This window comes from Roseobacter sp. EG26 (assembly GCF_049830555.1).
In the GTDB taxonomy this organism is placed as follows: Bacteria; Pseudomonadota; Alphaproteobacteria; order Rhodobacterales; family Rhodobacteraceae; genus Roseobacter.
Genome location: NZ_JBNBLH010000001.1, coordinates 799,726 through 825,490, shown reverse-complemented (window position 1 = coordinate 825,490; position 25,765 = coordinate 799,726). Strand labels below are relative to the sequence as shown.

Here is a 25,765-nt window from a genome sequence, read left to right as displayed (position 1 = left end):
CGCTTTGCGCACTTGAAGCGTTATTTTGGAAAGAGAAGCGACGCGTCTCCATATGAAAAGAAACGATACTGCGCAGCGATGGCGTGATCGTAAATGCCGCGCACGGTCTGCTGGCCCATCAGTGCCGAGACCAGCATCATCAGCGTGGATTTGGGCAAATGGAAATTGGTCATCAGCCCGTCCGCGACCTGAAAATCAAAGCCGGGGTAGATGAAAATATCCGTGTCCCCCTGCCACACCCCGAATTCGCCGCGTTGCGCCGCCGTCTCAATGAGGCGCAAAGCTGTTGTACCAACCGGGATGACCCGCCCGCCGGACGCCTTGGTCGCTGCAATCTCAGAGGCCGCGCGATCACTCACCTGCCCCCATTCTGAATGCATCTTGTGCGTGGTCACGTCATCCACCTTCACGGGCAGAAATGTTCCGGCCCCGACATGCAGCGTTACATGCGTGAAATCGACGCCCATGTCAGCCAGCTGCGCCAGCAGTGCCGCATCAAAATGCAACGAGGCGGTTGGCGCCGCCACGGCCCCTTTTTTTCGCGCAAAGACGGTTTGGTAATCCTGCTTGTCCTGCGCATCTGCCGGTCGTTTGGCCGCGATGTAGGGTGGCAGGGGCATCGCACCCGCGGCATTCAGCGCCAGATCGAAATCGTGCCCCGTCAGATTGAAGGCCAGGAGTCCCTGCCCCTCCACCACATCCTGCAAAGTTGCGGATAGATCTGCGTTGAACACGACGTCTTCGCCGCGTTTCAGCTTTTTCAACGGCTTGATCAGAGCGGTCCAAACGCCATCGCCACGGGGTTCCAGCAATGTGACCTCGATCCGCGCACTGGTCTGACCCTGCGCACCCGTGCGATGTCGCTGGCCGGTCAGTCGCGCCGGAATGACCTTGGTGTCATTCAGCACCAACCGGTCGCCGCGGCGCAGGAATTGCGCAAGCTCTGACACGCGGGCATCGGTGATCTCGTCCCCTCGTGCCACAAGCAGGCGCGCAGAGGTGCGCGGTACCGCCGGGCGGGTCGCAATCAGATGATCGGGCAGATCGAAATCGAAGTCACTGAGTTTCATGGCGCTGCCCCTAGCGCTCCTGCCCCTCGATATCAAGCGGCGCGCGGCGTTTGGGTGGCGGCGCACGTGTTTCCCCCTCAGCCAGAGGCACGTCGGGTTTTGGTGCCCGGAACAGGTCCCGGATACCTCCCGGCGTCAAGGCGGTCAGCGGGTTCACAAACACATCGGGATTTTTGGCCGTCCCGGTGATCGAATAGTTGAACGCAAACAACCCCTCGCCCTTTCGGGTGAAAATACTGCCAATACCGTTGAGCAGATAAACCGGCGTGATGACGCCCTGCATTTGTAGCCGCCCCGTGTCTGTGGCCAGCACGCCGTCCATTGAAATCCCCATCGACGATCCGACGGCACTGCCTTCACGCAGGGTAATCCGTGAAGGGGACAGGCGGAAATCGGCGTTCACTTCGGAGAAATATAGGCTGCCACCCCCCTCCACGTTGAAGAGACCCACGATGCTGACGGCATTCAGCAACGCGGCCATCGCCGGAGCATCCAAGACGCTCGTGTCCAGCACGCGCAGGGTTCCATCAAAGGCGCCGCCTGTGCCCACCGGCAGCAGTACCAGCTCAAGCTTGCCGCCGCGCCCTTGTTTCATCACGCCTGCGGATGCGAAAACCGCCCCCGCATCATTGGCCGTCAGACGAATGGCGCTGCGCCCGCCTTGTGGAATGACCCGGCCCGTCACGGGTGCGCCGCCGTTGACGCGGCCCCGGAATGTTCCGTCGAGCCCTGCCCCCGTCGTGAAGTCGCCCCGCATATCGTTTATTGATATGCTGTCTGTTACCTTGAGCGTGTCCAGCGCCACAGTCAGCGGCGCGGAAGCGGTGGCGCTGCTAGTGCTGCCGGGCAGATTGGCTCGGCTGAGATCGACCCGCCCGCCCCGCACGACAATGCCCACCGGCTGCCCGGCGCCGCGCCCGACCAGATCAACCGGCGCGTCCAGCCAGTTCGAAATTTGCACCTTTGTCAGGCTTACACGATCAAGCTTGCCATCTTCGTCCAGCAGCACGGTGCCTTTGGCGGCAAGTCCGGGGGCCTCCAAAGAGATGCCCTCGACATCCGGCACATCGCCCAGCTGCGCGGAAACAAGCAGGGTCGCCGGGGTTGCGGGGGCCTTGGACCACCCAAGCGGCGGGATGGCCAGACCAATGCCACGAAGATCGGAGCGCAGTTGAAGGTCCGGCGGGGTGCCTTTGACAAGTGCAACATTGATGTCAGCACGACCCTTTCCAGTAACATACCTGTCAGGCAGCGAGATTTTGAATGTGTCGAGCGCTTGCGGCGTTATTTCCACCTGACCGGTGACTTTTCCCGGTGTTCCCGGGGCGCCCAGCGGTTGCGCCCAGACAACGTCAAACGGCACGCCGCTGAGATCGCCCTGCCCTTGCAGCTGCACTTCTGCTTCCGAGGCTGTCAGCGCCAGAGCGGGCGCGCTCAAGATATAGTTCTTGACCAGAATATCGCTGCGCACACTCTCAATGCGACCAGAGACATCGAATTCGACCTCATCCACTTTGGTTTTCTTTTTAAGCGGCAAAGCAAGAGTGCCCGACAGCAAGGCGCGGCCTTCCGCCAATGCAACAGGCAAAGCCGCCTTCTGCATGACATTCAGCGGCGGCTGATCGAGCATCGACAAAACGGCCGTGACGGTGGAATTCGTAAGCAGCCGCACGACCGCCGGCGTTTCCTCCTTTGCCTTTACGTCCGGGATGATGAACGACGAACCTGTGATCGTAACGGGCCCTCCTTCGGGCGCGATTACCTCGCCGTCATCTATGACCAGCACGAAACGATCACGCAGCAAAGATGCATGTCCCTTGCCACCCTTGATCAGGGGCATTTCTTTCAGAAATCGCACATCGGCCTCGGCAAAATCAAAACCGAGGTAAGTCTCCGGTGCCTGACCGGCAGACCACCGCAAAGCGGCAGTGGCATCGTGCAATTTTCCTGCGAAGACGTTTTCCGACAACCACGTTCGGGTTTTGGGCTTCACCGCTTCCGGCCAAAGCTCCATCAGACGCCCGGTGTCCAACCTGTTCATTTCCGCATCAAGCGCGATATCCCAACCGTTGGCATCCGCCCCCAACGTCCCTTTGGCCGTCAGCCTGTTTCCCTGATCAAGGATGTCAAAACGACCCACCTTCAGCGAAAATGGCCTCAAGGATAGTCGAAAATCCAGCTCTGCCTCGGCAATCGACACCGGTTCCTTGTAGAAATCCGCAGGGTCGATCTTGAGATCTGTCAGCCTGAATTGGCCCACCAGATCCTCCAGGCGCTGGGTCTCATCCGCATTCAGCGCAGCACTGCCTTCAAGTCGGCCGCTGACCCATTTGCTCTGAACCGAAAGCTCGTCAAAGCGCAGCACCCTCTCTGCCGGCTGATAGCTGAAATAGCTGCGCGCACCGTCGATGGGAATTGGCAGAGATTGCGCGGTCGGCTGGATCACACCAGCGCCGATCTGCAGGGTCGCGTTCAGCGGATTGATGCTGCTGTCCTCATTCACACCGCCACGCAGCGATCCAGAGATTGGCGCGTCCAGCACGCCGAGCCAAGCAAAGGCAGGGCCCTGAGCGGCAATGTCTCCGGCAGCCACATTTGCAAATGTCACGCCGAATTCCGAAGCTTGCTCCCCGATGCGGCCTGCGTAGTTGGCCGCAACCGTTGCAACCTGCGCCCCGCCTCCCAAGACCGCCAGATCAACTGCAAAGCGAAGATCGTCCTCTTCGCGCACCAAAGAAATTCTTCCACCGTCAATGGTCCATCCGCGGCTGGCGCGGGCGTCTTCATATCTAAGCGTCAACCCCTGCAAGGTGGCGCGCGACAAACGTTCCATGAACGGGCGCAGCAGAAAATCATCCAAGTCAGAGACCAATTGCGCAAGGTTCGGTGCTTCACGCGCCACCGAAGCCGTACCGATCCCGCCTTGCAGCGCTATTCGCCCTTCGGCGCTACGTTTGAGTGTCAGGAAAACACCGTTCAGATCGAGCGAGGTCAGTTGCAGCTTTCGCTCCAGCAGACCATTCAAGGACAGGCTGGCGCGCATCTGCGAAAAACTGATGACTTCGACGCCATCCAGTGTCGTTGCGCGAACATCTTTCACCTGCATTCTGGGCCGCCACCCCTCATCCAGGATTAGCAGCATTTCGCCATAGGTGATCCGGGCGTCCGGAATGGCCCCGGCGATCCGTGTGTCCACTATTTCACGCGCCCATTCCGGCACGATGATCGTGCGATCCTTGATCCAGAAAGCACCCGCTGTCAGGGCACCCGCGATTAGCAACAGGAATGCGACCAAGCCCCACGCGAGACGGCGGCGCTTTCGACGTGGCTTTTCAGGGGCTGATGTATCTGTTTGCAAAACGGGCTGCGGCTTCCGACGCTTGAAGAATTCGGTTGGCTCAATTCAGGATGCAAGCCTTCCCTCTGGCCTGCGCTGCTCACTTATGGCACTGCAGTACAAACCATAAAAGCCAAGAGAGTATCATGCCAGAGATTTCAAAGTCGGCTCCCGATTTCACCCTTCCCAGCAGTGACGGTTCAGAGGTGACACTGTCTGCCTTAAAAGGTAATCCCGTTGTTCTGTTTTTCTACCCGCGAGACAACACACCCGGCTGCACAAAGGAAAGTATCGGCTTTTCCGAACACCGCGACGCTTTTGTGGCGGCGGGTGCTATGGTTTTCGGAATCTCCAAGGACAGCCTGAGCAGTCACGAAAAATTCATCGCCAAACATGACCTGACCGTCCCGCTTTTGTCAGATGAGCATGGGTCGGTGTGCGAAGACTATGGGGTCTGGAAAGAAAAGAACATGTACGGCAAAAAGTTCCTCGGCATTGAACGCACAACCGTCCTCATTGCAGCCGACGGCACGATCGCTCAGATCTGGCCCAAAGTGAAAGTCCCGGGCCATGTGGATGCGGTACTTGAAGCGGTGCGCGCCTTATGAAGCCACTGGCTGAGATGGCCGAGGCGGTGTTGCGGACAGCGGACGGGCGCGAAAAGACGGCTCTGTCACGTGGGTTTGCGGCAGATTGGCAGGCCGCGCGACAGGAGGGTGCAATACCTGAAGTCGGCACGGCTAACCCGCCCCTGCACCCGGCGCGCCCGGAGACGCCGGAGCTTTTAAGCCCGCGCGACGTTCCTCGCCGCAGACCGGGGACACCGCACGGACGCATCGCCCTGTTGCACGCGGTGGCCCATATAGAACTGAACGCCGTGGACCTGCATTGGGATATCATTGCGCGATTCACGGATGTTCCGATGCCCTTAGGATTTTACGACGATTGGGTGAAAGCGGCGGATGAGGAATCAAAGCACTTCAACCTGATGTGCGATTGCCTCGAAGAACTGGGCAGCCATTACGGCGCGCTGCCCGCGCATGCCGGAATGTGGCGGGCCGCCGAAGATACCGTTGAAGATTTCATGGGGCGTCTTGCGGTTGTTCCGATGGTTCTTGAAGCGCGCGGGCTGGATGTCACACCGGGTATGATCGAAGTGTTTCGCAAGGCGAATGCTGCCTCCGCTGTTGCCGCGCTGGAAACGATTTATGCCGAAGAGGTGTCTCATGTTGCCTATGGGTCAAAATGGTTCCATTTTTTATGCGGACGTCACGACGAAGATCCCAAAGTGCGATTCCATGCGCTCGTGCGTCAGTATTTCCACGGGGCGTTGAAACCGCCCTTCAATGAGGAGAAACGCGCCGAAGCTGGCATTCCCCCGGACTTCTACTGGCCACTGGCAGAGGCCCTCTGACCCGCTTTCGCCTTGGGAAACAAGCGATATTTTGCCGATTTGCAACAATTCAACGCGAAGTAGTACCGGGACAAGCAAACAGGGTTGCCCCCCACACACGGCCTCATTAAGCACTCCGGGGGGAGAGGAATTCAGGCAATCGACAACCTGCGCTCTCTCATGCGGAACGAGCAGAGAGGCACTTTTGTGCGGACAAGACTGGCCATCAAAATTCACGGATTGCTGGAGCAGCAGTTCCCTGAACGCCGGGTCTTTCTCAAGTCCGACACCGATACGCGCTTTATCCGCCTGCGCCCTGAAACGCAGCTGATCGCCTTTGCAAGTGGCGCCGTGCTTGTCGCCTGGACCATTGTTGCCACCGCAATTCTCTTGATGGACAGCATTGGCGCGGGGAATTTCCGCGAACAAGCAAAACGCGATCAGATGACCTATCAGGCGCGTCTCAATGAATTGTCGGGGCAGCGCGATAGGCGCGCCAGCGAGGCGCTGGCCGCACAGGAACGTTTTAACGCGGCGCTTGATCAGATTTCTCAGATGCAATCGCAGCTTCTGGCCTCCGAGACCCGTCGCCATGAGCTTGAGACCGGTATCGACGTGATCCAGACCACACTGCGATCAACGATGAAAGAGCGCGAAGCGGCCCGTTTGGCACTTGCCTCTTTGCAAAGTGAGGCAACCCAGGACCCGGCAGACACCCTTTTCGCGGCCAAGGACGCCGGTGCCCCGGTTGATTTCCTGGCTGATGCCCTCGCCCGCACAGCCGCCGAACGGGATCAGGTCGTTGCGGACGCTCAGCAGGCGCTGGACCATGCCGATGAGCTGGCGCTTGAAATTGCGCTGATGAAAGAGAACAACGACCAGATTTTCCGCCAACTCGAAGAAGCGATGACGGTATCGGTTGAGCCGCTCGACAAGATGTTCAAGGCGGCGGGCATGCCCCCCCAGCGCATCCTTGATCAGGTGCGGCGCGGCTATTCCGGTCAGGGCGGGCCCTTGACGCCCCTCTCCTTTTCCAGCCGTGGCGAAGAGCTGTCACCGGATTTTCTGCGCGCCAACCGCATCCTTGAACAGATGGATACGCTGAACCTCTACCGGATCGCTGCTGAAAAGGCGCCTTTCGCGATGCCAGTGAAGAATGCCTTCCGTTTCACCAGCAGTTACGGTTTTCGGCGTGACCCCAAAACCGGCGGTCGCCGCATGCATAAAGGGGTCGATTTCGCCGCGCCGTCCGGCACCGATCTTTTTGCAACGGCGGATGGCGTCGTGATCCACGCAGGATGGCAATCGGGCTATGGCCGTCTTGTCAAAATCAAGCATGACTTCGGGATTGAGACACGTTTCGCTCATCTGTCAAAAATTCGCGTCAAAGTTGGGCAAAGGGTCTCGCGCGGCGATCACATCGGTGATATGGGTGCCTCCGGACGGGTGACCGGCGTGCACCTGCACTATGAAGTGCGTGTCGGTGGGAAAGCTGTAAACCCAATGATCTATATCAAGGCTGCAAAAGATGTTTTCTAAGAGCAAAATCAACGAACCAGGTGCCAAACAGGCCGAATCTGACACACCAGCATCGGCGTCCTCTGCGCCGGCGACTCCTAAGCAGACCGAATACAAGGCCAGCACACCGCCAAAAGCGAAGCCTCCTGCCTCTGTCTTGTCCTCCGATCTGCACGTGACGGGCAACATGAAGACAACCGGCGATATCCAGGTAGAAGGTACAGTCGAAGGCGACATTCGCGCCCATTTGCTGACCATCGGGGAGACTGCCACCATCAAGGGCGAAGTCGTCGCCGATGACGTGGTTGTCAACGGTCGCATCGTTGGTCGTGTCCGGGGCCTCAAGGTGCGTCTGACATCGACGGCACGGGTTGAGGGCGACATCATTCACAAAACAATCGCCATCGAATCCGGGGCTCACTTCGAAGGATCGGTACAACGCCAGGACGACCCGCTGAACCCCGGTGCAAAATCGACACCTGCGGCGAAGCCAAACCCGGCGTCCTGAAAAAGCGCGACCTGACAGACAAAAAGGCGTCACGAGGTGGCGCCTTTTTTTGTTTTTCATACCTCTCCCCAATCCCCGAAATACTGTTCCAAATACCGCATCTATTGATGTTTCGTATGCGGACAACGGACGAAACCGTTCTCGCGGTATTGGCGCTTGCGGCAGGCGACATGCTCAGATGCGAGCGGAGTGGATTTTGAACTAACGAACCTGCCTGACGATTGGGACCTTCTCGATCTCATGACGGGAGGTTTGATGTCAGATCAATATGTTCCGGCCCTGCGCCGCCGTTTGCATGAAGATATGCGGACCAAGGGGCTGCAACCGAAGACACAGAGAATGTATCTGCGGGCGATGCGCGATTTCAGGCGGTTCCTGGGGCATTCGCTGGATGCGAGCTACGGGCGTTCCATCTCGATATGAAGGAACGGGGCGTTGGTGCGCTGATCCTCAACAACCGGTTGACGGTGTTGGGCTTCTTTTATGCCATGACCTACCCACGCCCGGAAATGAAGCGGCACATGCGCTATCAGCATGCCGGAGGCGCGTCTTCGAGACGGCGGGCTCGGCGATGATGGGCCATCCCCAGGTACACGTCATCGCGCCGAGAGGGGTGTCGCCCGATGGGGCATGTTGGATCGCCTGCCGCGCGGGGTTCTTCCTGCCAGTGCAGGTGCTGTCATGGTTGTTCAGACGCTTGGTCCTTGAAGGGTGGCTGCGATTGCACAAGACAGGCAAGCTGCGCTTCTTCAGCAATCTGCCGGGGTTTGCAGACCCGGATACCTTTGCCGCCGATCTCGCACCCCTGCGCAAACCGACTGGGTCTTCTATACATTTGCACTGCCTGCCGTCACACAATCGCTGGCCTTGCACATCGATCACCGCAGCCGCAACCCCCAAGCACCGAAGGCCGCCCGGCTTCCCCCTTGTCAGATTTGTCGCCGCTCCAGCTCACGCTCATAACAACCAAAAAACATAGACGAGGCTGCCATCCGTCGGCAAAGCAAAACAATATACGCATTTATGCCGTCTGGCTGACAGAATTCGCTGACGGCTGATGCGCTGACTATAAAGTTCCCCTTTATTTGCCGATACGGCTGATCTTTAGTGATGGTCACACAACTATAAAATGGACAGGGCCATGAATAAACAAGTTGCGGAATTTATTGGTACATTCACGTTGGTACTATTCGGCTGTGGATCGGCGGTAATCGCCGGCTCAGACATTGGCCTTACGGGGATCAGCTTTGCCTTCGGATTGGCGCTCGTCGGGATGGCCTACGCTATTGGCCCCGTATCCGGCTGTCACATCAACCCGGCCGTGTCTTTGGGAGCTGTGGCCGCGGGCCGAATGACGCTTGCCGAAGCGACCAAATACATAATTGCGCAGGTTGCGGGGGCCATTGCTGCCGCACTTGTATTGATGTTGATCATGTCGGGTAAGGCAGACTACTCAGTGGCGGAAAACGGTCTGGGCCAGAATGGTTGGGGCGTGGGATACCTTGGCGAATATAGCCTGGTCTCCGCATTTGTGTTTGAGGTCGTGGCAACGTTTTTATTCATGACAGTGATCTTGGGAGCAACGGGCAAAGGCGCGCCAGCGGCGATGGCGGGCCTTGCGATAGGCCTTGCGCTCGTGGTGATCCATTTGGTTGGCATTAACGTCACGGGCGTTTCGGTAAATCCAGCGCGGTCAATAGGCCCTGCGCTGTTCGCTGGTGGGACGGCAATTGCACAGCTTTGGTTGTTCATCGTTGCCCCGATCATCGGGGCGGTCGCAGCAGGATTGTTGTTCAAGACCGGCACGCTCGACGCTGCCAATTGATCGCCAATCGAGGAGCGCCGGAAAGCGCCTGTCTTTTGGCGGGCGCTTTCTTCAGAGCCGCCGATAGCGCTCGGGCCGATGAGTGCCTATCACTTTGAGCATATTGCTGCCCCGTCGCAATATGCTTCCTTCAGGCATCTGAATTTTGAAAGTGATGGGCCGCAGTCAAAACCAGAGATTCGGTTTGGGTCTCACAGGGCGTGGCAGCGGGGGCGTGCTGCCCGTCGTAGCCACAGAGATAACATCCGCGTAGCGAATATTGCGGACATTCCGGAAACACGCCAATATCAAGATATGTCGATACGGATCGCTACTCCGGCGGATGTCGAAGGTTGGGTTGCACTGCGTGCTCAGCTTTGGCGCGACACTTCGCTAGACCAGCACAGAAACGAAGCAGCGGCGATGCTCGCCAAATCGCCTGAAGAAGGTATCGCCTTCTTGGATGTCGTCAATGATGCCGACATCCGGGCGTTCGCGGAAGCGGCCTTGCGAAATGATCATGTAAACGGATGTGAGACTTCGCCGGTTGCGTTCCTTGAGGGTATCTTCGTACACCCCGACGACCAGGGTTCAGGCATTGGCAGACAATTATGGAGGTCGGTTCAATCATGGGCGCAAGAACGGGGCTGCTCAGAGCTTGCATCCGACGCGCATCTCGACAATGAGGCAAGCCACGCGTTTCACCGCGCCTTGGGCTTCGAAGAGACAAGCCGCGTCGTTTACTTTCGAAAACCGCTATAGGTCGCGTTTTTCAAGCTGCACGCATTGGTGACTCGCGCGGCGCTCTGAGCAGAGAAAACGCAACCCGTGACAGGCGTTAGCCACGGGTCGCTCAGGTCAATGCTTCAGTCGGTAACGGTGACCGTTTGCATCACATCCGGCGCGCCGATCACCGCACCATTGGGACCAGCGCCGAGTTTGATCGCATCCAGCACCTCCAGCCCTTCAGTCACGCGTCCGACAACCGTATATTGGCCGTTCAGAAAATAACCTTCCTGAAACATGATGAAGAACTGGCTGTTGGCACTGTCGGGGCTCTGCGCACGCGCCATGCCTACCACGCCTCGGTCAAAGGGCACATCAGAGAACTCCGCCGCAAGGTCCGGTCCTTCGGAGCCACCAGTGCCCGCGCGCCGCATGTCTTCGCCCAGCTTGCCGAACTGCACGTCACCCGTTTGCGCCATGAAGCCTTCGATCACGCGGTGAAAGACCACACCATCATAGGCCCCACTTTCAGCCAGCGCCGTGATGCGTTCCACGTGACCGGGCGCTACATCTTCGAGCAGGTCGATCTTGATGGTGCCGCTGGCCTCGCCCGCGACTTCGATCTCGATACCGGTGGCCATTGCCGGGCCAGCCAGCATAAGCGATGCAATAAGCGCCTTATGCATCGGCAGCCACCTTGACCGAGATCATCCGGTCCGGTTCCGCTGGTGGCTCGCCCCGGGTGATGGCATCCACATGTTCCATACCGGACGTCACCTGTCCGTAGACGGTGTATTGACCGTTCAGGAAATCATTGTCCTTGAAATTGATGAAAAACTGGCTGTTGGCGCTGTCGGGGTTTTGCGACCGCGCGGCCCCGATGGAGCCCCGGGCGTGCGGGATCTTGGAGAACTCGGCAGGCACATTCGGCAGATCAGAACCACCGGTTCCCGCCATGGACAGATTGAAACCGTCTTCCATATCGCCGTGCTGCACGTCACCGGTTTGCGCCATGAAACCGTCAATCACACGATGAAAGGCCACGTTGTCATACTGCCCGGAACGGGCAAGTTCCTTCATGCGTTCAACGTGTTTCGGGGCAACATCGGGCAGCAATTCGATGGTGACAGTCCCCCCCTTGAGTTCCATCAGGATCGTGTTTTCAGGGTCTTTGATTTCAGCCATCTGGCACTCCTTCACAAATTGGTTGCCGATTACCTAAGCCGTGACGGGCAGAATGCCAAGCAAGTCCATTGACGTCTGAGCAGATAAGCGCAACACACAGGGCCAGTGGGAGCTGAAAGGAAAAGGCGATGGGCTGGAAAACACTCGATGACATGGATTTGGCAGGAAAACGTATACTTGTGCGTGTCGACATCAATGTTCCCGTCGAAGATGGCCGCGTCACCGATACCACGCGGATCGACCGTATCGTGCCCACGGTCAGGGACATTCTGAAGGGCGGCGGTATGCCCATCCTGCTGGCCCATTTCGGGCGTCCAAAGGGGCAATATGTCCCCGAGATGTCGTTGCGCGTGACCCTGCCCGCCCTGGAGGCAGCACTAGGTCAGGCCGTGACCTTTGTCGAACGCCCCGATCCGGACATGCTGGCGGCACTGCCCGCTGGTAGCGTCGTGCTGGTCGAAAACACCCGCTTTGCCGCGGGTGAGGAAGCCAATGATCCCGGCATGGCGCGGTTTCTCGCCAGCCTTGGCGACATCTTCTGCAACGACGCATTTTCCGCCGCTCACCGGGCCCATGCCTCCACAACCGGTGTTGCAGAACTCCTGCCCTCTTGCGCGGGGCGGTTGATGCAGGCGGAGCTCTCCGCGCTGGAAGCAGCACTGTCTCATCCAACACGCCCCGTAGGTGCCGTTGTCGGCGGCGCCAAGGTTTCAACCAAGATCGCCCTGCTGGAAAACCTCGTCGTGCGGCTGGACCTTTTGGTCATCGGTGGCGGAATGGCGAATACGTTTCTCGCCGCCCAGGGCGCGCAGCTTGGCGCATCGCTTCGGGAACCGGATTTTATCGACACGGCCAAAACAATCATGGCACGCGCCGAAAAAAAGGGATGCCGCATCCTGCTGCCTGTCGATGGGTTGGTGGCGCGCGAATTCAAATCCGGTGCAGACCATGACGTCATTGCTCTTGGACCAGAGACGATCCTCGCGGACGATCAGATGGTGCTGGATGCCGGGCCGGAGAGCGCGCAGGCCGTTGCCGATGCCTTCAATGACCTAAAAACGCTGATCTGGAACGGCCCCCTGGGTGCTTTTGAAATCAGCCCCTTTGATCGGGCCACAAATGTTGCCGCCGCCGCGGCCGCAGGTCTCTCCAAAGCGGGAAGTCTGATTTCTGTTGCCGGAGGCGGCGACACCGTCGCGGCCCTCAATCAGGCCGGCGCGTCGGATGATTTCACCTATATCTCGACGGCTGGGGGTGCCTTTCTGGAATGGATGGAAGGCAAGGAACTTCCCGGGGTCGCGGCTCTCGAACATTGATCATATCGCCTTTCTTTGGCAAAAATGCCCGCTTTTCAGTGTTTTGCAATCAGAGGGGATTCCCAGATAGCGCCAAGTGTGTCATAGTCTGATCACGCCCGCCAAGAGGCGACCAAGAGGCACGACCATGACCCGCAGTTCACGCCCCGCTCTGGGAACATTTATCTTCTTTGCCCTGTCTTTGGGATTGGCGACCTATTTTACCTTCGCGGCGGTTCAGGGGGATTTCGGGTTGTTTCGGCGCGCCGAGATCGTTGCTGAGGCAGACGCGTTGCAGGTGCAGCTGGAAGACGTTCAGAGCGCTGTTGTGCGCATGGAGAACCTTACGCAGAGGCTGTCTGACGACTACCTAGACCTCGATCTTCTTGATGAACAGGCACGCTCGGTTCTGGGAATGATCAGGGCTGACGAGATCGTTATTCGCTGATCCAAAACCCTGAAACCAACCCATCTGGCTTGCCGATTGACCGCGCGTCATATTGCCTCTCGCATTGCCCTAACGAATCCGATAAAGAATAGTTTAACGCTAAACTATCTGCCCGAAGCCGGGCCCGATGAGGGAGGATTGCCAGAATGGCACCGCGTAAATCTGCCAAAAAACCTAATGTGTCTGCGGAGGAGCTGAAGGCCTATTACCGCGATATGTTATTGATCCGACGGTTCGAGGAAAAAGCGGGCCAGCTCTATGGCATGGGTCTTATTGGCGGGTTTTGCCACCTATATATCGGTCAGGAGGCAGTTGTAGTCGGTCTTGAGGCTGCTGCTGAAGAAGGCGACAAACGCATCACCTCCTATCGAGATCACGGGCATATGCTGGCCTGTGGTATGGACCCCAACGGTGTTATGGCCGAACTGACCGGACGCGAGGGTGGTTATTCCAAGGGCAAGGGTGGCTCCATGCACATGTTCTCGAAAGAGAAACATTTCTATGGGGGTCACGGCATTGTCGCAGCACAGGTTCCCCTGGGCGCAGGTCTTGCCTTTTCCGATAAATACAAGGGCAACGACCGCGTGACATTCACCTATTTCGGGGACGGTGCGGCAAACCAGGGTCAGGTCTATGAGGCCTATAACATGGCCGAAATCTGGAATCTTCCGGTAGTATTTGTGATCGAAAACAACCAGTACGCCATGGGCACATCGACCAAGCGGTCCACCCACTCTCCAAGCTACTGGGAGCGCGGGGCGGCCTACGGCATCAAGGGTGAAGAAGTCGACGGCATGGATGTCTTGGCTGTTAAAGCAGCAGGTCAGAAGGCGGTTGAAACCTGTCGCGCGGGCAAGGGCCCCTATATTCTCGAAATCAAGACCTACCGGTATCGCGGTCATTCGATGTCCGATCCGGCGAAATACCGGACCCGCGAAGAAGTGCAGAAGATGCGTGACGAGCGCGACCCGATCGAGAATGTGCGCTCAATGCTGCTGACAGGCAAACATGCCACCGAAGACGACCTCAAGGCGATCGACAAGGAAATCAAGACCATCGTGAACGAAAGCGCCGAGTTCGCCAAAACATCTCCTGAGCCCGCTCTTGAGGAGCTCTGGACCGATATCTACGCAGAAGTCGAGGAGGCTTGATCCATGGCAACTGAAATTCTCATGCCCGCGCTGAGCCCGACCATGGAAGAAGGCACATTGGCCAAATGGCTGGTCAAGGAGGGCGACACGGTCGCTTCCGGCGACATCATGGCCGAGATTGAAACCGACAAAGCCACGATGGAATTCGAGGCCGTTGACGAAGGCACCATCGGCAAGATTCTGATCGCCGAAGGCTCCGAGGGCGTCAAGGTCAACACCGCTATTGCGATCCTGCTGGAAGATGGTGAAAGCGTCGACGATATCGATACCTCAGCCGCGACGCCGGAGGCAGCGCCCGCTGCCGACGCGGGCAACGAGGCGGCCCCTGCGGCCACCGAGGCGCCCGCCTCCGCCCCCCCGGCAGCGCCTCAAACCGATACCTCACCGGATTGGCCAGAGGGCACTGCTCTCAAGGAGCAGACCGTGCGCGAAGCATTGCGCGATGGCATGGCAGAGGAAATGCGCCGCGATGACAGCGTTTTTCTGATGGGCGAAGAAGTCGCCGAATATCAAGGCGCCTACAAGATTTCCCAGGGCATGCTGGATGAATTCGGCGCCAAACGCGTGATCGACACGCCGATCACCGAACACGGCTTTGCCGGGATCGCTACCGGTGCGGCCTTCGGCGGCCTGCGCCCCATCGTGGAATTCATGACCTTCAATTTCGCCATGCAGGCCATTGACCAGATCATCAATTCCGCGGCCAAAACCCTCTACATGTCCGGCGGGCAGATGGGCGCGCCCATGGTCTTCCGCGGCCCCAACGGGGCTGCTGCCCGCGTCGGTGCGCAACACTCACAGGACTACGCCGCCTGGTACATGCAAGTGCCGGGGCTCAAGGTCGCCATGCCCTACTCCGCCTCCGATTACAAAGGCCTGATGAAAACCGCAATCCGCGACCCCAATCCGGTGATTTTCCTCGAAAACGAAATTCTTTACGGTCGCAGTTTCGATGTCCCTGACCTTGATGACTATACGGTACCGTTTGGGAAGGCGCGTATCTGGCGCGAAGGATCTGACGTGACCATCGTCAGCTTCGGCATTGGCATGAGCTACGCTCTCGCGGCAGCAGATCAACTGGCCGAAGAGGGCATTTCCGCCGAGGTTATCGACCTGCGCACCTTACGCCCCATGGATACAGGCAGCATCATCAAATCGGTGATGAAGACCAACCGCTGTGTCACGGTTGAGGAAGGCTGGCCACAAGGTTCGGTCGGCAACTACATCTCGTCAGTGATCATGCGGGAGGCGTTCGATTACCTCGACGCGCCGGTGATCAACTGTACCGGCAAGGATGTACCGATGCCCTATGCAGCAAATCTCGAGAAGCTGGCGTTGGTCACGACGGACGAGGTTGTCGCCGCCGTTAAACAAGTCACCTACAAATAAGGAGCGCGCAAGATGCCTACAGAAATTCTCATGCCCGCCCTGAGCCCGACCATGGAAGAAGGCACATTGGCCAAATGGCACGTCAAGGAGGGCGACACGGTCGCTTCCGGCGACATCATGGCCGAGATCGAAACCGACAAGGCCACGATGGAATTCGAGGCCGTTGACGAAGGCACCATCGGCAAGATTCTGATCGCCGAAGGCACCGAAGGTGTTAAGGTTAACACCGCTATTGCGATCCTGCTCGAAGATGGTGAGAGCGCGGATGATATCGGAGACACATCCGCACCTGCGCCGGAGGCCGCACCGGCGGCTGACGCGGCCGCTGAGGCGGCTCCGGCAGAGAGCCCCGAAAAGGCCGCTCCTGCCCCCGCTGCTCCAAAGGGTGCTGACGGCAACCGCATCTTTGCCTCGCCTCTCGCCCGTCGCATCGCGGCAGACAAGGGCGTCGATCTTGCAACGATCAAAGGTTCAGGCCCGCATGGCCGCATCGTCAAGGCAGATGTGGAAGGGCTCAGTGCCGCTGCCGCACCTCAAGCGGCGCCCGCGGCTCCCGCCGCAGCACCTGCCCCCGCTAAAGCTCCCGCCGCTGGCCCCGCTGCCGACGCTGTCATGGCCATGTACGAAGGTCGCGAATATGAGGAAATCAGCCTCAACGGCATGCGCAAAACCATCGCCGCGCGCCTGACGGAAGCCAAACAGTCGATCCCGCACTTCTATCTGCGCCGGGACATCGAGCTGGACGCCCTGCTGAAATTCAGAGGCGAGTTGAACAAGCAGCTCGAATCCCGAGGCGTGAAACTGTCGGTCAATGATTTCATCATCAAGGCCTGCGCGCTGGCGCTGCAATCCGTCCCGGATGCCAATGCCGTTTGGGCCGGTGACCGCATGCTGAAATTGAAACCCTCTGACGTAGCCGTCGCCGTCGCCATCGAGGGCGGGCTCTTCACGCCAGTTCTGAAAGACGCAGAGATGAAGTCACTCTCGGCCCTTTCAGCAGAGATGAAAGACCTCGCAAGCCGCGCTCGCGACCGAAAACTGGCACCGCACGAATACCAGGGCGGCAGCTTCGCAATCTCAAATCTGGGAATGTTCGGCATCGACAATTTCGACGCAGTCATCAACCCGCCGCATGGTGCGATCCTTGCGGTGGGTGCCGGGGTGAAGAAGCCGGTTGTTGGCAAAGATGGTGAATTGGGTATTGCAACGGTTATGTCTGCCACGCTCTCGGTGGATCACCGCGTTATCGATGGCGCTCTAGGAGCGCAACTCCTTCAGGCAATCAAGGAAAACCTTGAAAATCCAATGACGATGCTCGCCTGACACACTTGGCGTTGGAATCAATAAGGCCGGGACCATCATCCCGGCCTTTGCATTCATATCAAGTTGGACTTAGCTCTCGGGCCCAAACATATGGTTCATCGAGATCGAAGGTTGATCGCATCCGGCTTCACCAACGATCCGGGCCGGTATCCCAGCCACGGTTTTGCACTCGGGCACTTCTTCCAGTACCACTGAGCCCGCCGCAATTCGGCTGCAATGCCCAACCTTGATGTTTCCAAGCACTTTCGCGCCGGCACCGATCAGAACCCCGTTGCCGATCTTGGGATGGCGATCTTCTTCTTCCTTGCCCGTCCCGCCAAGCGTTACCGAATGCAACATCGAGACGTTATCTCCAACGACCGCTGTTTCACCGATAACGATTGAATGCGCATGATCAATCATGATCCCCTGGCCAATTTGAGCGGCCGGGTGAATATCAACGCCAAAAATCTCTGAAACGCGCATTTGCACGAAATAGGCCAGATCGCGATGGCCTTTGGTCCATAGATGATGGCCTACACGGTAGGCCTGCATGGCCTGGTACCCTTTAAAGTACAAAATCGGCTGCAATAAACGGTGGCAAGCAGGATCACGCTCGTAAATCGCAGCCAGATCTGCCCGGGCAGCCTGAACCAGGGACGGGTTTTGGGCGTAGGCCTCTTCGACCATTTCGCGCACCACCACCATCGACATCTCGTTGGACGCCAATTTTGCGGCAATTCGGTAAGACAAAGCCTTTTCGATGCTCTTATGGTGCAGAATACAGGCGTGCAGGAACCCGCCCATTAACGGCTCATCCAGCGCAGCTTGCCGTGCCTCTGTGCAAATTTGATCCCAAACTGGATCCAATTTCGCGATGTTTGGTCTTGGTTCGGCCATGGCGAATGTCCTTTTTTTCGATTCTTACCCTATGTAAGAACCAATTCACAAACGCAAACCCGTGATGACCTCCATTCAGGAATGAAATGGCTGTCGGTTTGAGATTTCAGGACATTTGTCCGCATCGGATGGGCTTGCACGATTGATTTCCCATACAACATCGAAAAGAGATCATCACGGTATGAACCAAAGCAAGGCCCCTGATACCGACAAGTGAGCCGTCAATAAACGGTCAGATCACGTGTTGAACCAACGCCGTAGACGGCTGAAATCTGCCCGACCTGCACCGTGAATGGGTTTACGATGTCATCCTCGATCTGCTGCTGCAAGGCGTATTGCCACTGTGGTTGCGCGGTTGTTTCCTCCCGTACAACCAGATCATTTTTGATCACTCGGACGAGATAGGCCTCTTTTTCTTCCCCAAGCGGGACTTCGGGGATGTCCCAGCTGTCCCCGTCAACCCGTGTTCGGCGAATCCAGTCAACCAACAGTGAGCCATCGCTTTGTCGTTTCGCATGCAAATGCACAGGCGCATAAGGGCGCAACCCATTCCCATCGAAACTCTGTTTTTCTTGGATAAAAGATGCATCATCAACAGGTCTACGTGCAGGTCCAATACGGTAGGTTTGTTCAACACGTCGCAGATTCCGGCTCAGGTCAATTTGCGATGGCAAACCATTTAAGAGAACAAATGATGAGCCAGCCGGCCAACTTTCGGGCATGTTGCCATCCGTACCCAACTGGCCCCTCAACCTTTCGCTGAGCCGATAGGTTTTTTCCCCGATCAATTCGGCATGCCTGAATTGGAACACTTCCCAATTGTTGGGGTGTCCGTCACCAATCGCCGCCAGATTTGCCCCACTCAATGCCGCATGAAGGTCGACCGAACTGAGCGACCCGCTGGCCAGTGTCACTTCCAATGGCGCCCCACGGTCCAATCGTCCCGCCGACGCTGCGCGTAACTCGGTTTGCGTCGTCCCCACGATTGACCGTGCGGACACCTGACTCAACAGCTTGAAATCACTATCGGTGGACGACTGATAGACCGCCACCGATCCGGGCCAAGGTTGTGCCGTGACTGCAATATGAGGGGCATAAGGATTTTCATCCCCCGTGATAAGTGGTAAATCCAGGAACAATGAATCAACCGGAACAGGCGGGACCACGGGACGCGCGCTTGGCGCCTCGTCCGTCATCGTTGAGGGTGTGTAGACATCCGGCTCAATTCGCACCGCCTCGACAATCTGCAACATGCCCTGTTCGACCCGATCAATTCGGTAGAGTGCTTTTCCGCCGGTCTGTTCACCACCCAACTCAACAATATCACCTGCACCCACAGTCAAACACGAAGGCGGCAGCGCGAACCGAATGGCGTCCCGCGCAATGCGCGCTTCGGTCAACCACCGCTCTGCGACTTGACGTCCCTCGACCCGGGTCAGGGCAATAGGCATCTCTGACGTCGAAACTGAGTGGGTTTGCTCATCGGCCAGCACAGCTTCCTCTGCCAACACATCAAATTCAGCGTCAGCCTGAACAAACCTCAGTCGGACACGACCGGCCATTTCAGCCTGCGCAGCGCGCGATTGTTCGACGGCACCGTCCATTTCATTGCTCAGCGCCAACATGTTGTGATCCAGAGCAACGGCACCCCGCCCGTCCCGCATCTTAAATGTGAGCGTTCCATCTCGCTCCACCGCATCAAATGAGTAGCGCAACATCAAAGGCTGGAGAGAGGCGCGTGCATCGTTTACATCGTCCACCAGATATCCGCGAACAGTCCCATAGAGCTTACTGGCATCAAAATCGGTCAACCCCGCCTTTGTGCAAACCTCGGCGACCACAGATGCAAGCGAACGCGCAGATGTTCGCCCGTTCAGCCAATGACCCCGGCCATAGTTTTCTGAATCGCTCCACAACGAGGATGTGTTTGGGAAATATGGATAGGGACGCGCATCCCATGCCCAGACAAACGCCCGGTCCATATCAATCATTGGCCCCCCATAAAGGCCGGACGAGGGATTGTTCTCAGAGGCACCCCAGTAGGTTACCATCGCTTTCAGGTATTGAGCCTGCATGAAGTCATCGCGCGCGCCATTGGAATATTTCGGCAAGCTACTTTCGGACGATTTGGCGTCCACGAACTTGTTGGGCTCATTGGTGCCCTTGTCGATGGCAGCACAGCCCATTTCAGTGAACCAGATTGGTTTGGATCCAGGAACCCAGGCCGTCGGGGATAAAGACCGTTGACCGTCAACCCGTTCGTGATGGGGGTTTGACCACCAGTTTCGAATGTCCTTGTAACGATAAATCCACGGCTCACCGTGCGCTATGTCCTCAATGGGCGTGCGGATCTGGTTGTCCTGATCCTCCTGCGAAGCGTAGTACCAGTCATACCCCTCGCCGCCAGCGACGTTTCCTTGCAAATATTCTATGTCGTAGATCGAGCCTACATCAGCATCAAGGTGGTCCTCTCCGTCTCGCCAATCCGACAACGGCATGTAATTGTCGATCCCGATGAAATCGATATTGGGATCCGCCCAGAGCGGGTCCAGATGAAAAAACCGGTCGTTGGAGCCGTCTTGCGGTTGGTAGCCGAAATACTCGCTCCAGTCCGCCGCGTAGCTGATCTTCGTGTCCGGTCCCAGTATGCTGCGGACTTGCGCTGCCAGTGCCCGCAACCGTTCAACCGCCACGAACGTATTTCCAGGCCCTCTGATCTGTGTAAGGCCCCGCATTTCAGAACTGATGCAAAACGCTTCGACACCGCCTGCGAGCTTACATAGCGCCGCGTAGTGCAACACAAAGCGCGACAAGGTCCATTCCTGCGGGCCGGAGTAGCTAACCTGCCCACCGGCAATTGAGTAATGCGCTGCAACTGCCGAGCCAAAGAACGCATTCACTTCGGCTTCAGCGCTTGCCGTACTGTCCGGTGAACCCTCAACGCCGGGTGCCATTGAAAGAGTGATCCTGCCGCGCCACGGCAGCCGTGGCTGTGTCGCCTCCGGGTCGTACGGGTTCTGCAAGGTGTTGTCAGACAGCTGATCCATCAAGATGAACGGATAAAACATCACTTCCTTGCCAGCGGCATGCATGGCCTGAATAGCCTGAATAACGGATTGATCTGTTGGGGTGCCGCCGTAAATCGGACGTCCGTCCTCTTGCGCCATTGCTCCCGCCGTCGCTCGGCTGAGCCCCGCGACCGACCAGGGCATATTCTCGCCCTCGAACTGCTTCTTTTCGACCTTTGGCTGAAGGCTGCAATTTCCGCAGCGCAGGTCATTTCCGAACCATGACACCACCAAAGAGGCCGCCTGACAATTTGGCAACTCTTCAACCAACGCATCCAGAGAGACACAAAAATCCGGTTTTTCTGCCGGGGTGTTCACGTTCGCACTCCACCGGCTTCCTGGCCCGTTTGTATAGTGAACCGGCGTGGTTGCGAGAGAATATTCCCCGGTGCCGGGGATCAAGGCGACGCTTCGGACACCGTAGGTGAGCGATTGATCCGCATCAGCCTCTTCCACCTGTTCCGGGCGGGAGACTTCAAACGAGAACTGCGGAACGCGGTTACCAAAGCGATCAAGATTGAGATTTTCGATCACCACGTAGGCCGTGCCACGATATGCGGGCACCATTCCGGCACCTTCAATTGCCTCCATCAAGGGATCAGGGAGCTGATCAGCATTCCCCTTGTAGATGCGCAAATTCAGGTCATCAGGCGCGATTTCTTCGCCATTTGCCCAAATTCGGCCAATCCGGGTGATCTCACCTTCGCAAATCGCCAGCGCCAGATTGACTGAGTAGGAATAGCTGCGCGTTTGTGGCTGGCTCGGGGCCCCTTTCCCGCCGCCGCCACCACCGCCTGTGACGGTCACCGTTTCGGCAAAATCCGAGGCCCATATCACCTGCCCGCCAAGCCGCATCCGCCCATAGACCTGCGAAATTGCTTCCCCCTCGCCAACGCCGGACAATCGAAAGCGGTCAACACGCCCTGTTGACACCGCTTCAGACCCCTGCCCGAGCAGCTTTTGGTCGATCACCTTGCCAAGGGTTGCCCCAACCGCGCGACCAATAACGGCTGTGGAAAGCCCGGCCACGGACCCTCCAATGGAACCACCAACTGCGGCACCAACCGCCGAAAGAACTATCGTTGCCATCAGCTGACCTCCTCAGGGAATTTAAAACGAGCCACAATTCTCCGCCGCCAAGGCAGACTTAACGGGCTCTCGGTGACGCAATGCCCCGAATACGCATGAATGAAACTGGCACGAGCACCGACGCGACCGGCAACCCCGAGATGTTTGGCGACAGCGCCCGCGCGCATCCGAAAGAGCAAAACATCGCCCGGCGCCTCATCATCCAAGTGCTTCCTGTGCAAGTGACGCAAAGCTGCCTGCCAAAGCTGTTCATCGCCCTGAACCTCCGACCAATCAAACGAATATGCGGGTACCTCTTCGGGTTCCGCCCCGTGTAGTTCGCGCCAAATGCCACGCAACAGGCCCAGGCAATCACTTCCAGCGCCTCGTAGCGAAGACTGATGGACATAAGGTGTCCCAATCCAGGAGCGCGCGGTTTGAACCACTCGATCTTGTAAATCGGTCATCTTCGACTGCCACCGGTATTCGCGCCGGTTGATTTGGGCACGGCGAGCATCCAGTCTTCGCCCGGAACATCTGGAAATCCTTGAAAATTGGCAAAGTTTGCGAATTTGAGACGGCAGGTTTCGCTGCGCTTGTCACAACCCGCGATCAACCTCACGGTCGCACCTGGTACGATTTCTGCGCGTATCGGCTCCCATAACTCGATGACCCGCCTGGCACCTTCGAAACGGTCGTGTTTGATCATGCCCCACAATCCAGCAGCATCGCCGGAGAGTATCTCCAGCCGCCCTCGGGCAAACCACCCTGCATCAAATCCAGTGAAATCGGACCAACTCAGGATACGCGATTGCTGGCTCTGCTCCACGGGCAGGTCAATGAAATTCCCGGGCGCAGTCAAATCCACGCCGCAACTTTTGTCTCCCAGAACCGCCGTGCAGGGTTTTTGAAAAACCCGCCCTAACGGTCGATTCAATGCCTCAGTCAACCCTCGCAACTCGGCCTGAAACCCACCATCCGCCCGCCGAAGCTCTCCGATCATGCCGCGGAACTGCAACCATCGCTGAGATGTATCCGTCCAATTGACCAACCAGGCACGGACTTGCGCTTCATCAAATCGACCTTGCTCGATTTCATCCTCACGGATGGAAATATCACTGAGCGCCCCCAGAGCTTCAGTGTTATCCACCGAGAGGCCTGTGCTTTGTGACAATGCGAGTGCGCTCAACCCGGTATCAGCCCGAAAGGTGATCCCATCGAAACTCAATTCCCGATCATGATCGGTAAATCCCATCACTACGCCATCTTTTCGCGTGATCGCCCAAGCGTGCGCGACGGTCGTAAGTCCGCTTTCAAGATGCGCCTTTAGGTCATCGTTCATACCAGCCATCAGATCCGCACCTCGACAATTGGCACATTCGGAACTTCACCCGCCTGAAAGCTGGCGATGCTGGTCTGGATGCGATCAGTATCAAAACGGACTGGAACATCGAACTCGAAACCGGCGGTGACAATGGCACCTGCGACCGGAGCCACATTGAATGTAATGACACCGGTTGCCGCGTCAGCGGTATAATCTACCGTGTCCTGCATTTCGCTACCCGCAACGCCTATACGGATGGTATCGACAACCGGCTTATTGATCGGCCTCACATAGCTATAGGCCCCAGAAGTATAGGTCTTGAGCAACTGAAATTCAGTTTGAACCCCGTCTCCCGTACCGATTTCCTGATCAAATGCAGTAACGTCCAAGGAGGGCTTGCTGGATCGGTAATCGGACCAGTCCTTCCAGCGAAATGCAAAGAGTTGGCCGTACCGGGCTTCAAAAAAGGCAATCATGGTCTCGACATCGTCAAGAGATCGCATCCCCATGCCTGCATCATAGCGTCTGCGGGAATGCGCCCAGGGTGAATTGCGCTCTTCGAAACCGTTGCTGATTGTAACCACATCCGTGCGCCGCTCAGGGCCGCCTACGGATCCAAAACTCAGCGTTGCCGGAAATCTGACTTCGTGAAACTGCATCACTTGCTTCCCTCAATGTTACCGATTGCGTTGTCCGCGCCCCAAAGCGCGTGACATCTGTGCGGCGATCTGGCCCTGGCTGCGTTGAAACCCCTGAACGTCTGGCGTGGTGATGTTCATGACCACGGTCTGACCGCCCCCGCCAGCACCTCTGACGCCGAGCTTCCCGTCCGGCCCCCTTGCCAACGGCATGATTGCTTCGGGCCCGGCTTCACCCATGATGCCCATGCCGCCACGCATACCAAAGGGCGTCGCACCGCTGACAATTCCGCCGGTGGCAAAGGGCATTACGCGGCCCTGACTGAAAGGCGCGCCATCTGCAAAAGGCAGAATGCTACCCACCAGTCCATCAACGCCCTGTGCCAGCAAACCGCCAACATGCTTTGTCACCGGACTGATCGCCGCGTTGTATGACGTGTTGATCATGCTCTCAGCGAGCGTCTCCAATGCATCAGACAGGTTCAGACCGTCAAAGATCACCCCATCAAAGGCGCGCTTTAGCCCGCGGCTCAGACCACGCTCTAACACGGCGATATCTCTGCCCGTTGCCTCTAGAGAGGTCTTCATCCGGCGTAACTCACTGTCGAAGCCGGTGACCAGAACGCTGGTCTGGGCGAGCGTGTCGTTCAGCCCTTCCGCGCGGTCTTCAAAATCGTCGAAACTGCTATCATCAGTCATCGCGCTCATCCTTATTCGTTTTGTCCGGATAGGCTGCCATCAAGGCTTCCAGACCACTGCCCAGCAAGGGCCCGGATTTCGACGGGTCGCCCACCATGATCTGCAATTCCGCAGGCGTCAGATTCCAGAAGGCCTCTGGTGACAATCCGCATCCGCGATAGGCCACCCGCATCAGGGAGGGCCAGTCCAGACCACTCATGTCCCCGCTACCGTGAACGCCCTTGCCAGCAATTCGGCAGCTGCTCTTGCAGCGGCAATCGGGCCGCCGGCAATAGTGCCGTGGTAAAGCGCGTCATCCTCGATGTCGCATTTGCCGCCACGCAGCCCCGCCTGGAGCAGATCCAGAACATCCTGGCTGGTGAACTTGTTGGTTTCAAAGCGTTCAACCAGCGCCATCAGAGAAGGCTCCTCCAATGAGGCCTCCAACTCGGCCAATGCTCCCAGCGTCAAACGCATGACATGGGTCTGCCCGTCGATTTCCAAGGCCACATCGCCCCTCCAGGGATTTGCCATGATCAGATTGCCGTGAAGCTCAGGGAACCGGCACTGGCCAAAGACAACTCGTAGGTTGCCTCACCGTTATGGCTGCCGCCGTATTCGATTGCGGTGACCTGAAACGGACCTTCAACAATGCCGAAATCAGGGATAACCACCTGGAAATTCGGCGCCTCACCATCGAAAAACAACTGGCGCGCGCGCTCGTCCGTCGCTGCGTCGCGGAAGACACCGGAACCGCTGATCGACACGGATCGTACGCCGGCACCAGAAAGCAGTTCGCGCCAGCCACCCTGGCTTTCGAGACTTGTGACATCAATGGTTTCAGCATTGAAACTGACGCGTGTCGCGCGCAAGCCTGCCAAAGTGGTAAACTGGCCGTCGGCCGCCATATCGACCTTGATCAGAAGGTCTTTTCCGTTTTGAGCACCCATCGGTAATCTCCTG

Annotated in this window: 25 protein-coding genes and 1 pseudogene; 13 read left to right on the top strand and 13 right to left on the bottom strand. The window is 57.7% G+C overall.

Features of this window, described 5'->3' with window-relative positions; translation table 11 throughout:
* Positions 1–20: 20 nt before the first annotated feature.
* Together queA and ACOTTU_RS04050 are read right to left on the bottom strand one after the other, a co-directional pair.
* Positions 21–1,070 carry a tRNA preQ1(34) S-adenosylmethionine ribosyltransferase-isomerase QueA gene (gene queA / locus ACOTTU_RS04055; RefSeq protein WP_425656162.1) on the bottom strand — a complete coding sequence of 350 codons (1,050 nt, stop codon included), beginning with the start codon at positions 1,068–1,070 and terminating at the stop codon, positions 21–23.
* Between the two features lie 10 nt (positions 1,071–1,080).
* Positions 1,081–4,428, bottom strand: a complete 3,348-nt coding sequence (locus ACOTTU_RS04050; protein WP_425656161.1) for a DUF3971 domain-containing protein — start codon at positions 4,426–4,428, stop codon at positions 1,081–1,083.
* A gap of 125 nt (positions 4,429–4,553) precedes the next feature.
* Between ACOTTU_RS04050 and ACOTTU_RS04045 the strand changes: the two genes are divergently transcribed.
* The 8 genes and pseudogenes from ACOTTU_RS04045 (at position 4,554) to aac(6') (ending at position 10,392) form a co-directional block, all read left to right on the top strand.
* Entirely contained in the window at positions 4,554–5,015 is a 462-nt protein-coding gene (locus ACOTTU_RS04045; RefSeq protein ID WP_425656160.1) for a peroxiredoxin, read from the top strand.
* Positions 5,012–5,821, top strand: coding sequence for a ferritin-like domain-containing protein (locus ACOTTU_RS04040; protein ID WP_425656159.1), 810 nt, complete (start codon positions 5,012–5,014; stop codon positions 5,819–5,821). Before ACOTTU_RS04045 ends, ACOTTU_RS04040 begins: the two co-directional genes overlap by 4 nt.
* Before the next feature lie 186 nt (positions 5,822–6,007).
* A complete protein-coding gene (locus ACOTTU_RS04035; RefSeq protein ID WP_298911920.1) occupies positions 6,008–7,339 on the top strand; it encodes a M23 family metallopeptidase in 1,332 nt (443 codons plus the stop codon).
* The gene (locus ACOTTU_RS04030; protein WP_298911922.1) at positions 7,329–7,826 is read left to right on the top strand and encodes a bactofilin family protein; all 498 of its coding nucleotides are present in this window, start codon (positions 7,329–7,331) and stop codon (positions 7,824–7,826) included. Before ACOTTU_RS04035 ends, ACOTTU_RS04030 begins: the two co-directional genes overlap by 11 nt.
* Before the next feature lie 255 nt (positions 7,827–8,081).
* The gene (locus tag ACOTTU_RS04025; protein ID WP_425656158.1) at positions 8,082–8,249 is read left to right on the top strand and encodes a hypothetical protein; all 168 of its coding nucleotides are present in this window, start codon (positions 8,082–8,084) and stop codon (positions 8,247–8,249) included.
* A 124-nt stretch (positions 8,250–8,373) separates the two neighbouring features.
* A pseudogene (locus ACOTTU_RS04020) lies at positions 8,374–8,640 on the top strand (transposase); the annotation flags it as partial.
* Between the two features lie 327 nt (positions 8,641–8,967).
* Entirely contained in the window at positions 8,968–9,651 is a 684-nt protein-coding gene (gene aqpZ, locus ACOTTU_RS04015; RefSeq protein WP_425656157.1) for an aquaporin Z, read from the top strand.
* A 294-nt stretch (positions 9,652–9,945) separates the two neighbouring features.
* Positions 9,946–10,392 (top strand): aminoglycoside 6'-N-acetyltransferase, encoded by a 447-nt coding sequence (gene aac(6'), locus ACOTTU_RS04010; RefSeq protein WP_425656156.1) that lies wholly within the window; start codon positions 9,946–9,948, stop codon positions 10,390–10,392.
* 104 nt (positions 10,393–10,496) lie between these two features.
* Here the strand turns inward: aac(6') and ACOTTU_RS04005 are convergent, their stop codons facing one another.
* A complete protein-coding gene (locus ACOTTU_RS04005) occupies positions 10,497–11,042 on the bottom strand; it encodes a peptidylprolyl isomerase (protein WP_425656155.1) in 546 nt (181 codons plus the stop codon).
* The gene (locus ACOTTU_RS04000) at positions 11,035–11,541 is read right to left on the bottom strand and encodes a peptidylprolyl isomerase (protein WP_298911942.1); all 507 of its coding nucleotides are present in this window, start codon (positions 11,539–11,541) and stop codon (positions 11,035–11,037) included. The genes ACOTTU_RS04005 and ACOTTU_RS04000 overlap by 8 nt, the downstream gene beginning before the upstream one ends.
* 128 nt (positions 11,542–11,669) lie before the next feature.
* Here ACOTTU_RS04000 and ACOTTU_RS03995 point away from each other — a divergent pair, with 128 nt between their 5' ends.
* From ACOTTU_RS03995 to ACOTTU_RS03975, 5 genes are all read left to right on the top strand, one after another.
* Positions 11,670–12,857 carry a phosphoglycerate kinase gene (locus tag ACOTTU_RS03995; RefSeq protein WP_425656154.1) on the top strand — a complete coding sequence of 396 codons (1,188 nt, stop codon included), beginning with the start codon at positions 11,670–11,672 and terminating at the stop codon, positions 12,855–12,857.
* Between the two features lie 127 nt (positions 12,858–12,984).
* Positions 12,985–13,284, top strand: coding sequence for an FtsB family cell division protein (locus ACOTTU_RS03990; protein ID WP_425656153.1), 300 nt, complete (start codon positions 12,985–12,987; stop codon positions 13,282–13,284).
* A 146-nt stretch (positions 13,285–13,430) separates the two neighbouring features.
* Entirely contained in the window at positions 13,431–14,435 is a 1,005-nt protein-coding gene (gene pdhA, locus ACOTTU_RS03985) for a pyruvate dehydrogenase (acetyl-transferring) E1 component subunit alpha (RefSeq protein ID WP_298911951.1), read from the top strand.
* Between the two features lie 3 nt (positions 14,436–14,438).
* Positions 14,439–15,824: a pyruvate dehydrogenase complex E1 component subunit beta gene (locus ACOTTU_RS03980; protein WP_425656152.1), complete on the top strand. Its 1,386-nt coding sequence runs from the start codon at positions 14,439–14,441 to the stop codon at positions 15,822–15,824.
* Positions 15,825–15,836: 12 nt separating this feature from the next.
* Positions 15,837–17,147 (top strand): pyruvate dehydrogenase complex dihydrolipoamide acetyltransferase, encoded by a 1,311-nt coding sequence (locus ACOTTU_RS03975; RefSeq protein ID WP_425656151.1) that lies wholly within the window; start codon positions 15,837–15,839, stop codon positions 17,145–17,147.
* 69 nt (positions 17,148–17,216) lie between these two features.
* Here ACOTTU_RS03975 and cysE read toward each other — a convergent pair whose 3' ends face one another.
* The 9 genes from cysE to ACOTTU_RS03930 all read right to left on the bottom strand — a co-directional run bounded on the left by cysE (position 17,217) and on the right by ACOTTU_RS03930 (position 25,752).
* Positions 17,217–18,026: a serine O-acetyltransferase gene (cysE, locus tag ACOTTU_RS03970; RefSeq protein ID WP_298911958.1), complete on the bottom strand. Its 810-nt coding sequence runs from the start codon at positions 18,024–18,026 to the stop codon at positions 17,217–17,219.
* Positions 18,027–18,247: 221 nt separating this feature from the next.
* Positions 18,248–22,183, bottom strand: a complete 3,936-nt coding sequence (locus ACOTTU_RS03965) for a baseplate multidomain protein megatron (protein WP_425656150.1) — start codon at positions 22,181–22,183, stop codon at positions 18,248–18,250.
* Positions 22,183–22,629: a peptidase gene (locus ACOTTU_RS03960; RefSeq protein WP_298911963.1), complete on the bottom strand. Its 447-nt coding sequence runs from the start codon at positions 22,627–22,629 to the stop codon at positions 22,183–22,185. Before ACOTTU_RS03960 ends, ACOTTU_RS03965 begins: the two co-directional genes overlap by 1 nt.
* Positions 22,626–23,513: a DUF2163 domain-containing protein gene (locus ACOTTU_RS03955; protein ID WP_425656149.1), complete on the bottom strand. Its 888-nt coding sequence runs from the start codon at positions 23,511–23,513 to the stop codon at positions 22,626–22,628. Before ACOTTU_RS03955 ends, ACOTTU_RS03960 begins: the two co-directional genes overlap by 4 nt.
* A complete protein-coding gene (locus tag ACOTTU_RS03950) occupies positions 23,513–24,145 on the bottom strand; it encodes a phage distal tail protein, Rcc01695 family (RefSeq protein WP_425656148.1) in 633 nt (210 codons plus the stop codon). Before ACOTTU_RS03950 ends, ACOTTU_RS03955 begins: the two co-directional genes overlap by 1 nt.
* Positions 24,146–24,163: 18 nt before the next feature.
* Positions 24,164–24,823: a phage tail tape measure protein gene (locus ACOTTU_RS03945; RefSeq protein WP_298911973.1), complete on the bottom strand. Its 660-nt coding sequence runs from the start codon at positions 24,821–24,823 to the stop codon at positions 24,164–24,166.
* A complete protein-coding gene (locus ACOTTU_RS03940) occupies positions 24,816–25,022 on the bottom strand; it encodes a rcc01693 family protein (protein WP_298911976.1) in 207 nt (68 codons plus the stop codon). The genes ACOTTU_RS03945 and ACOTTU_RS03940 overlap by 8 nt, the downstream gene beginning before the upstream one ends.
* Positions 25,019–25,336, bottom strand: coding sequence for a gene transfer agent family protein (locus tag ACOTTU_RS03935; RefSeq protein ID WP_425656147.1), 318 nt, complete (start codon positions 25,334–25,336; stop codon positions 25,019–25,021). Before ACOTTU_RS03935 ends, ACOTTU_RS03940 begins: the two co-directional genes overlap by 4 nt.
* 2 nt (positions 25,337–25,338) lie before the next feature.
* Positions 25,339–25,752 (bottom strand): phage major tail protein, TP901-1 family, encoded by a 414-nt coding sequence (locus ACOTTU_RS03930; RefSeq protein WP_298911981.1) that lies wholly within the window; start codon positions 25,750–25,752, stop codon positions 25,339–25,341.
* Between the last annotated feature and the right edge of the window lie 13 nt (positions 25,753–25,765).

What these genes read in the sequence shown, in the direction of transcription:
- queA (WP_425656162.1), bottom strand. Translation starts at nt 1,070, where the DNA reads ATGAAACTCAGTGACTTCGATTTCGATCTGCCCGATCATCTGATTGCG.
- ACOTTU_RS04045 (WP_425656160.1), top strand. Translation starts at nt 4,554, where the DNA reads ATGCCAGAGATTTCAAAGTCGGCTCCCGATTTCACCCTTCCCAGCAGT.
- ACOTTU_RS04040 (WP_425656159.1), top strand. Translation starts at nt 5,012, where the DNA reads ATGAAGCCACTGGCTGAGATGGCCGAGGCGGTGTTGCGGACAGCGGAC.
- ACOTTU_RS04030 (WP_298911922.1), top strand. Translation starts at nt 7,329, where the DNA reads ATGTTTTCTAAGAGCAAAATCAACGAACCAGGTGCCAAACAGGCCGAA.
- ACOTTU_RS04025 (WP_425656158.1), top strand. Translation starts at nt 8,082, where the DNA reads ATGTCAGATCAATATGTTCCGGCCCTGCGCCGCCGTTTGCATGAAGAT.
- aqpZ (WP_425656157.1), top strand. Translation starts at nt 8,968, where the DNA reads ATGAATAAACAAGTTGCGGAATTTATTGGTACATTCACGTTGGTACTA.
- ACOTTU_RS04005 (WP_425656155.1), bottom strand. Translation starts at nt 11,042, where the DNA reads ATGCATAAGGCGCTTATTGCATCGCTTATGCTGGCTGGCCCGGCAATG.
- ACOTTU_RS04000 (WP_298911942.1), bottom strand. Translation starts at nt 11,541, where the DNA reads ATGGCTGAAATCAAAGACCCTGAAAACACGATCCTGATGGAACTCAAG.
- ACOTTU_RS03995 (WP_425656154.1), top strand. Translation starts at nt 11,670, where the DNA reads ATGGGCTGGAAAACACTCGATGACATGGATTTGGCAGGAAAACGTATA.
- ACOTTU_RS03990 (WP_425656153.1), top strand. Translation starts at nt 12,985, where the DNA reads ATGACCCGCAGTTCACGCCCCGCTCTGGGAACATTTATCTTCTTTGCC.
- pdhA (WP_298911951.1), top strand. Translation starts at nt 13,431, where the DNA reads ATGGCACCGCGTAAATCTGCCAAAAAACCTAATGTGTCTGCGGAGGAG.
- ACOTTU_RS03980 (WP_425656152.1), top strand. Translation starts at nt 14,439, where the DNA reads ATGGCAACTGAAATTCTCATGCCCGCGCTGAGCCCGACCATGGAAGAA.
- ACOTTU_RS03975 (WP_425656151.1), top strand. Translation starts at nt 15,837, where the DNA reads ATGCCTACAGAAATTCTCATGCCCGCCCTGAGCCCGACCATGGAAGAA.
- cysE (WP_298911958.1), bottom strand. Translation starts at nt 18,026, where the DNA reads ATGGCCGAACCAAGACCAAACATCGCGAAATTGGATCCAGTTTGGGAT.
- ACOTTU_RS03965 (WP_425656150.1), bottom strand. Translation starts at nt 22,183, where the DNA reads ATGGCAACGATAGTTCTTTCGGCGGTTGGTGCCGCAGTTGGTGGTTCC.
- ACOTTU_RS03960 (WP_298911963.1), bottom strand. Translation starts at nt 22,629, where the DNA reads ATGACCGATTTACAAGATCGAGTGGTTCAAACCGCGCGCTCCTGGATT.
- ACOTTU_RS03955 (WP_425656149.1), bottom strand. Translation starts at nt 23,513, where the DNA reads ATGGCTGGTATGAACGATGACCTAAAGGCGCATCTTGAAAGCGGACTT.
- ACOTTU_RS03950 (WP_425656148.1), bottom strand. Translation starts at nt 24,145, where the DNA reads ATGCAGTTTCACGAAGTCAGATTTCCGGCAACGCTGAGTTTTGGATCC.
- ACOTTU_RS03945 (WP_298911973.1), bottom strand. Translation starts at nt 24,823, where the DNA reads ATGACTGATGATAGCAGTTTCGACGATTTTGAAGACCGCGCGGAAGGG.
- ACOTTU_RS03940 (WP_298911976.1), bottom strand. Translation starts at nt 25,022, where the DNA reads ATGAGTGGTCTGGACTGGCCCTCCCTGATGCGGGTGGCCTATCGCGGA.
- ACOTTU_RS03935 (WP_425656147.1), bottom strand. Translation starts at nt 25,336, where the DNA reads ATGGCAAATCCCTGGAGGGGCGATGTGGCCTTGGAAATCGACGGGCAG.
- ACOTTU_RS03930 (WP_298911981.1), bottom strand. Translation starts at nt 25,752, where the DNA reads ATGGGTGCTCAAAACGGAAAAGACCTTCTGATCAAGGTCGATATGGCG.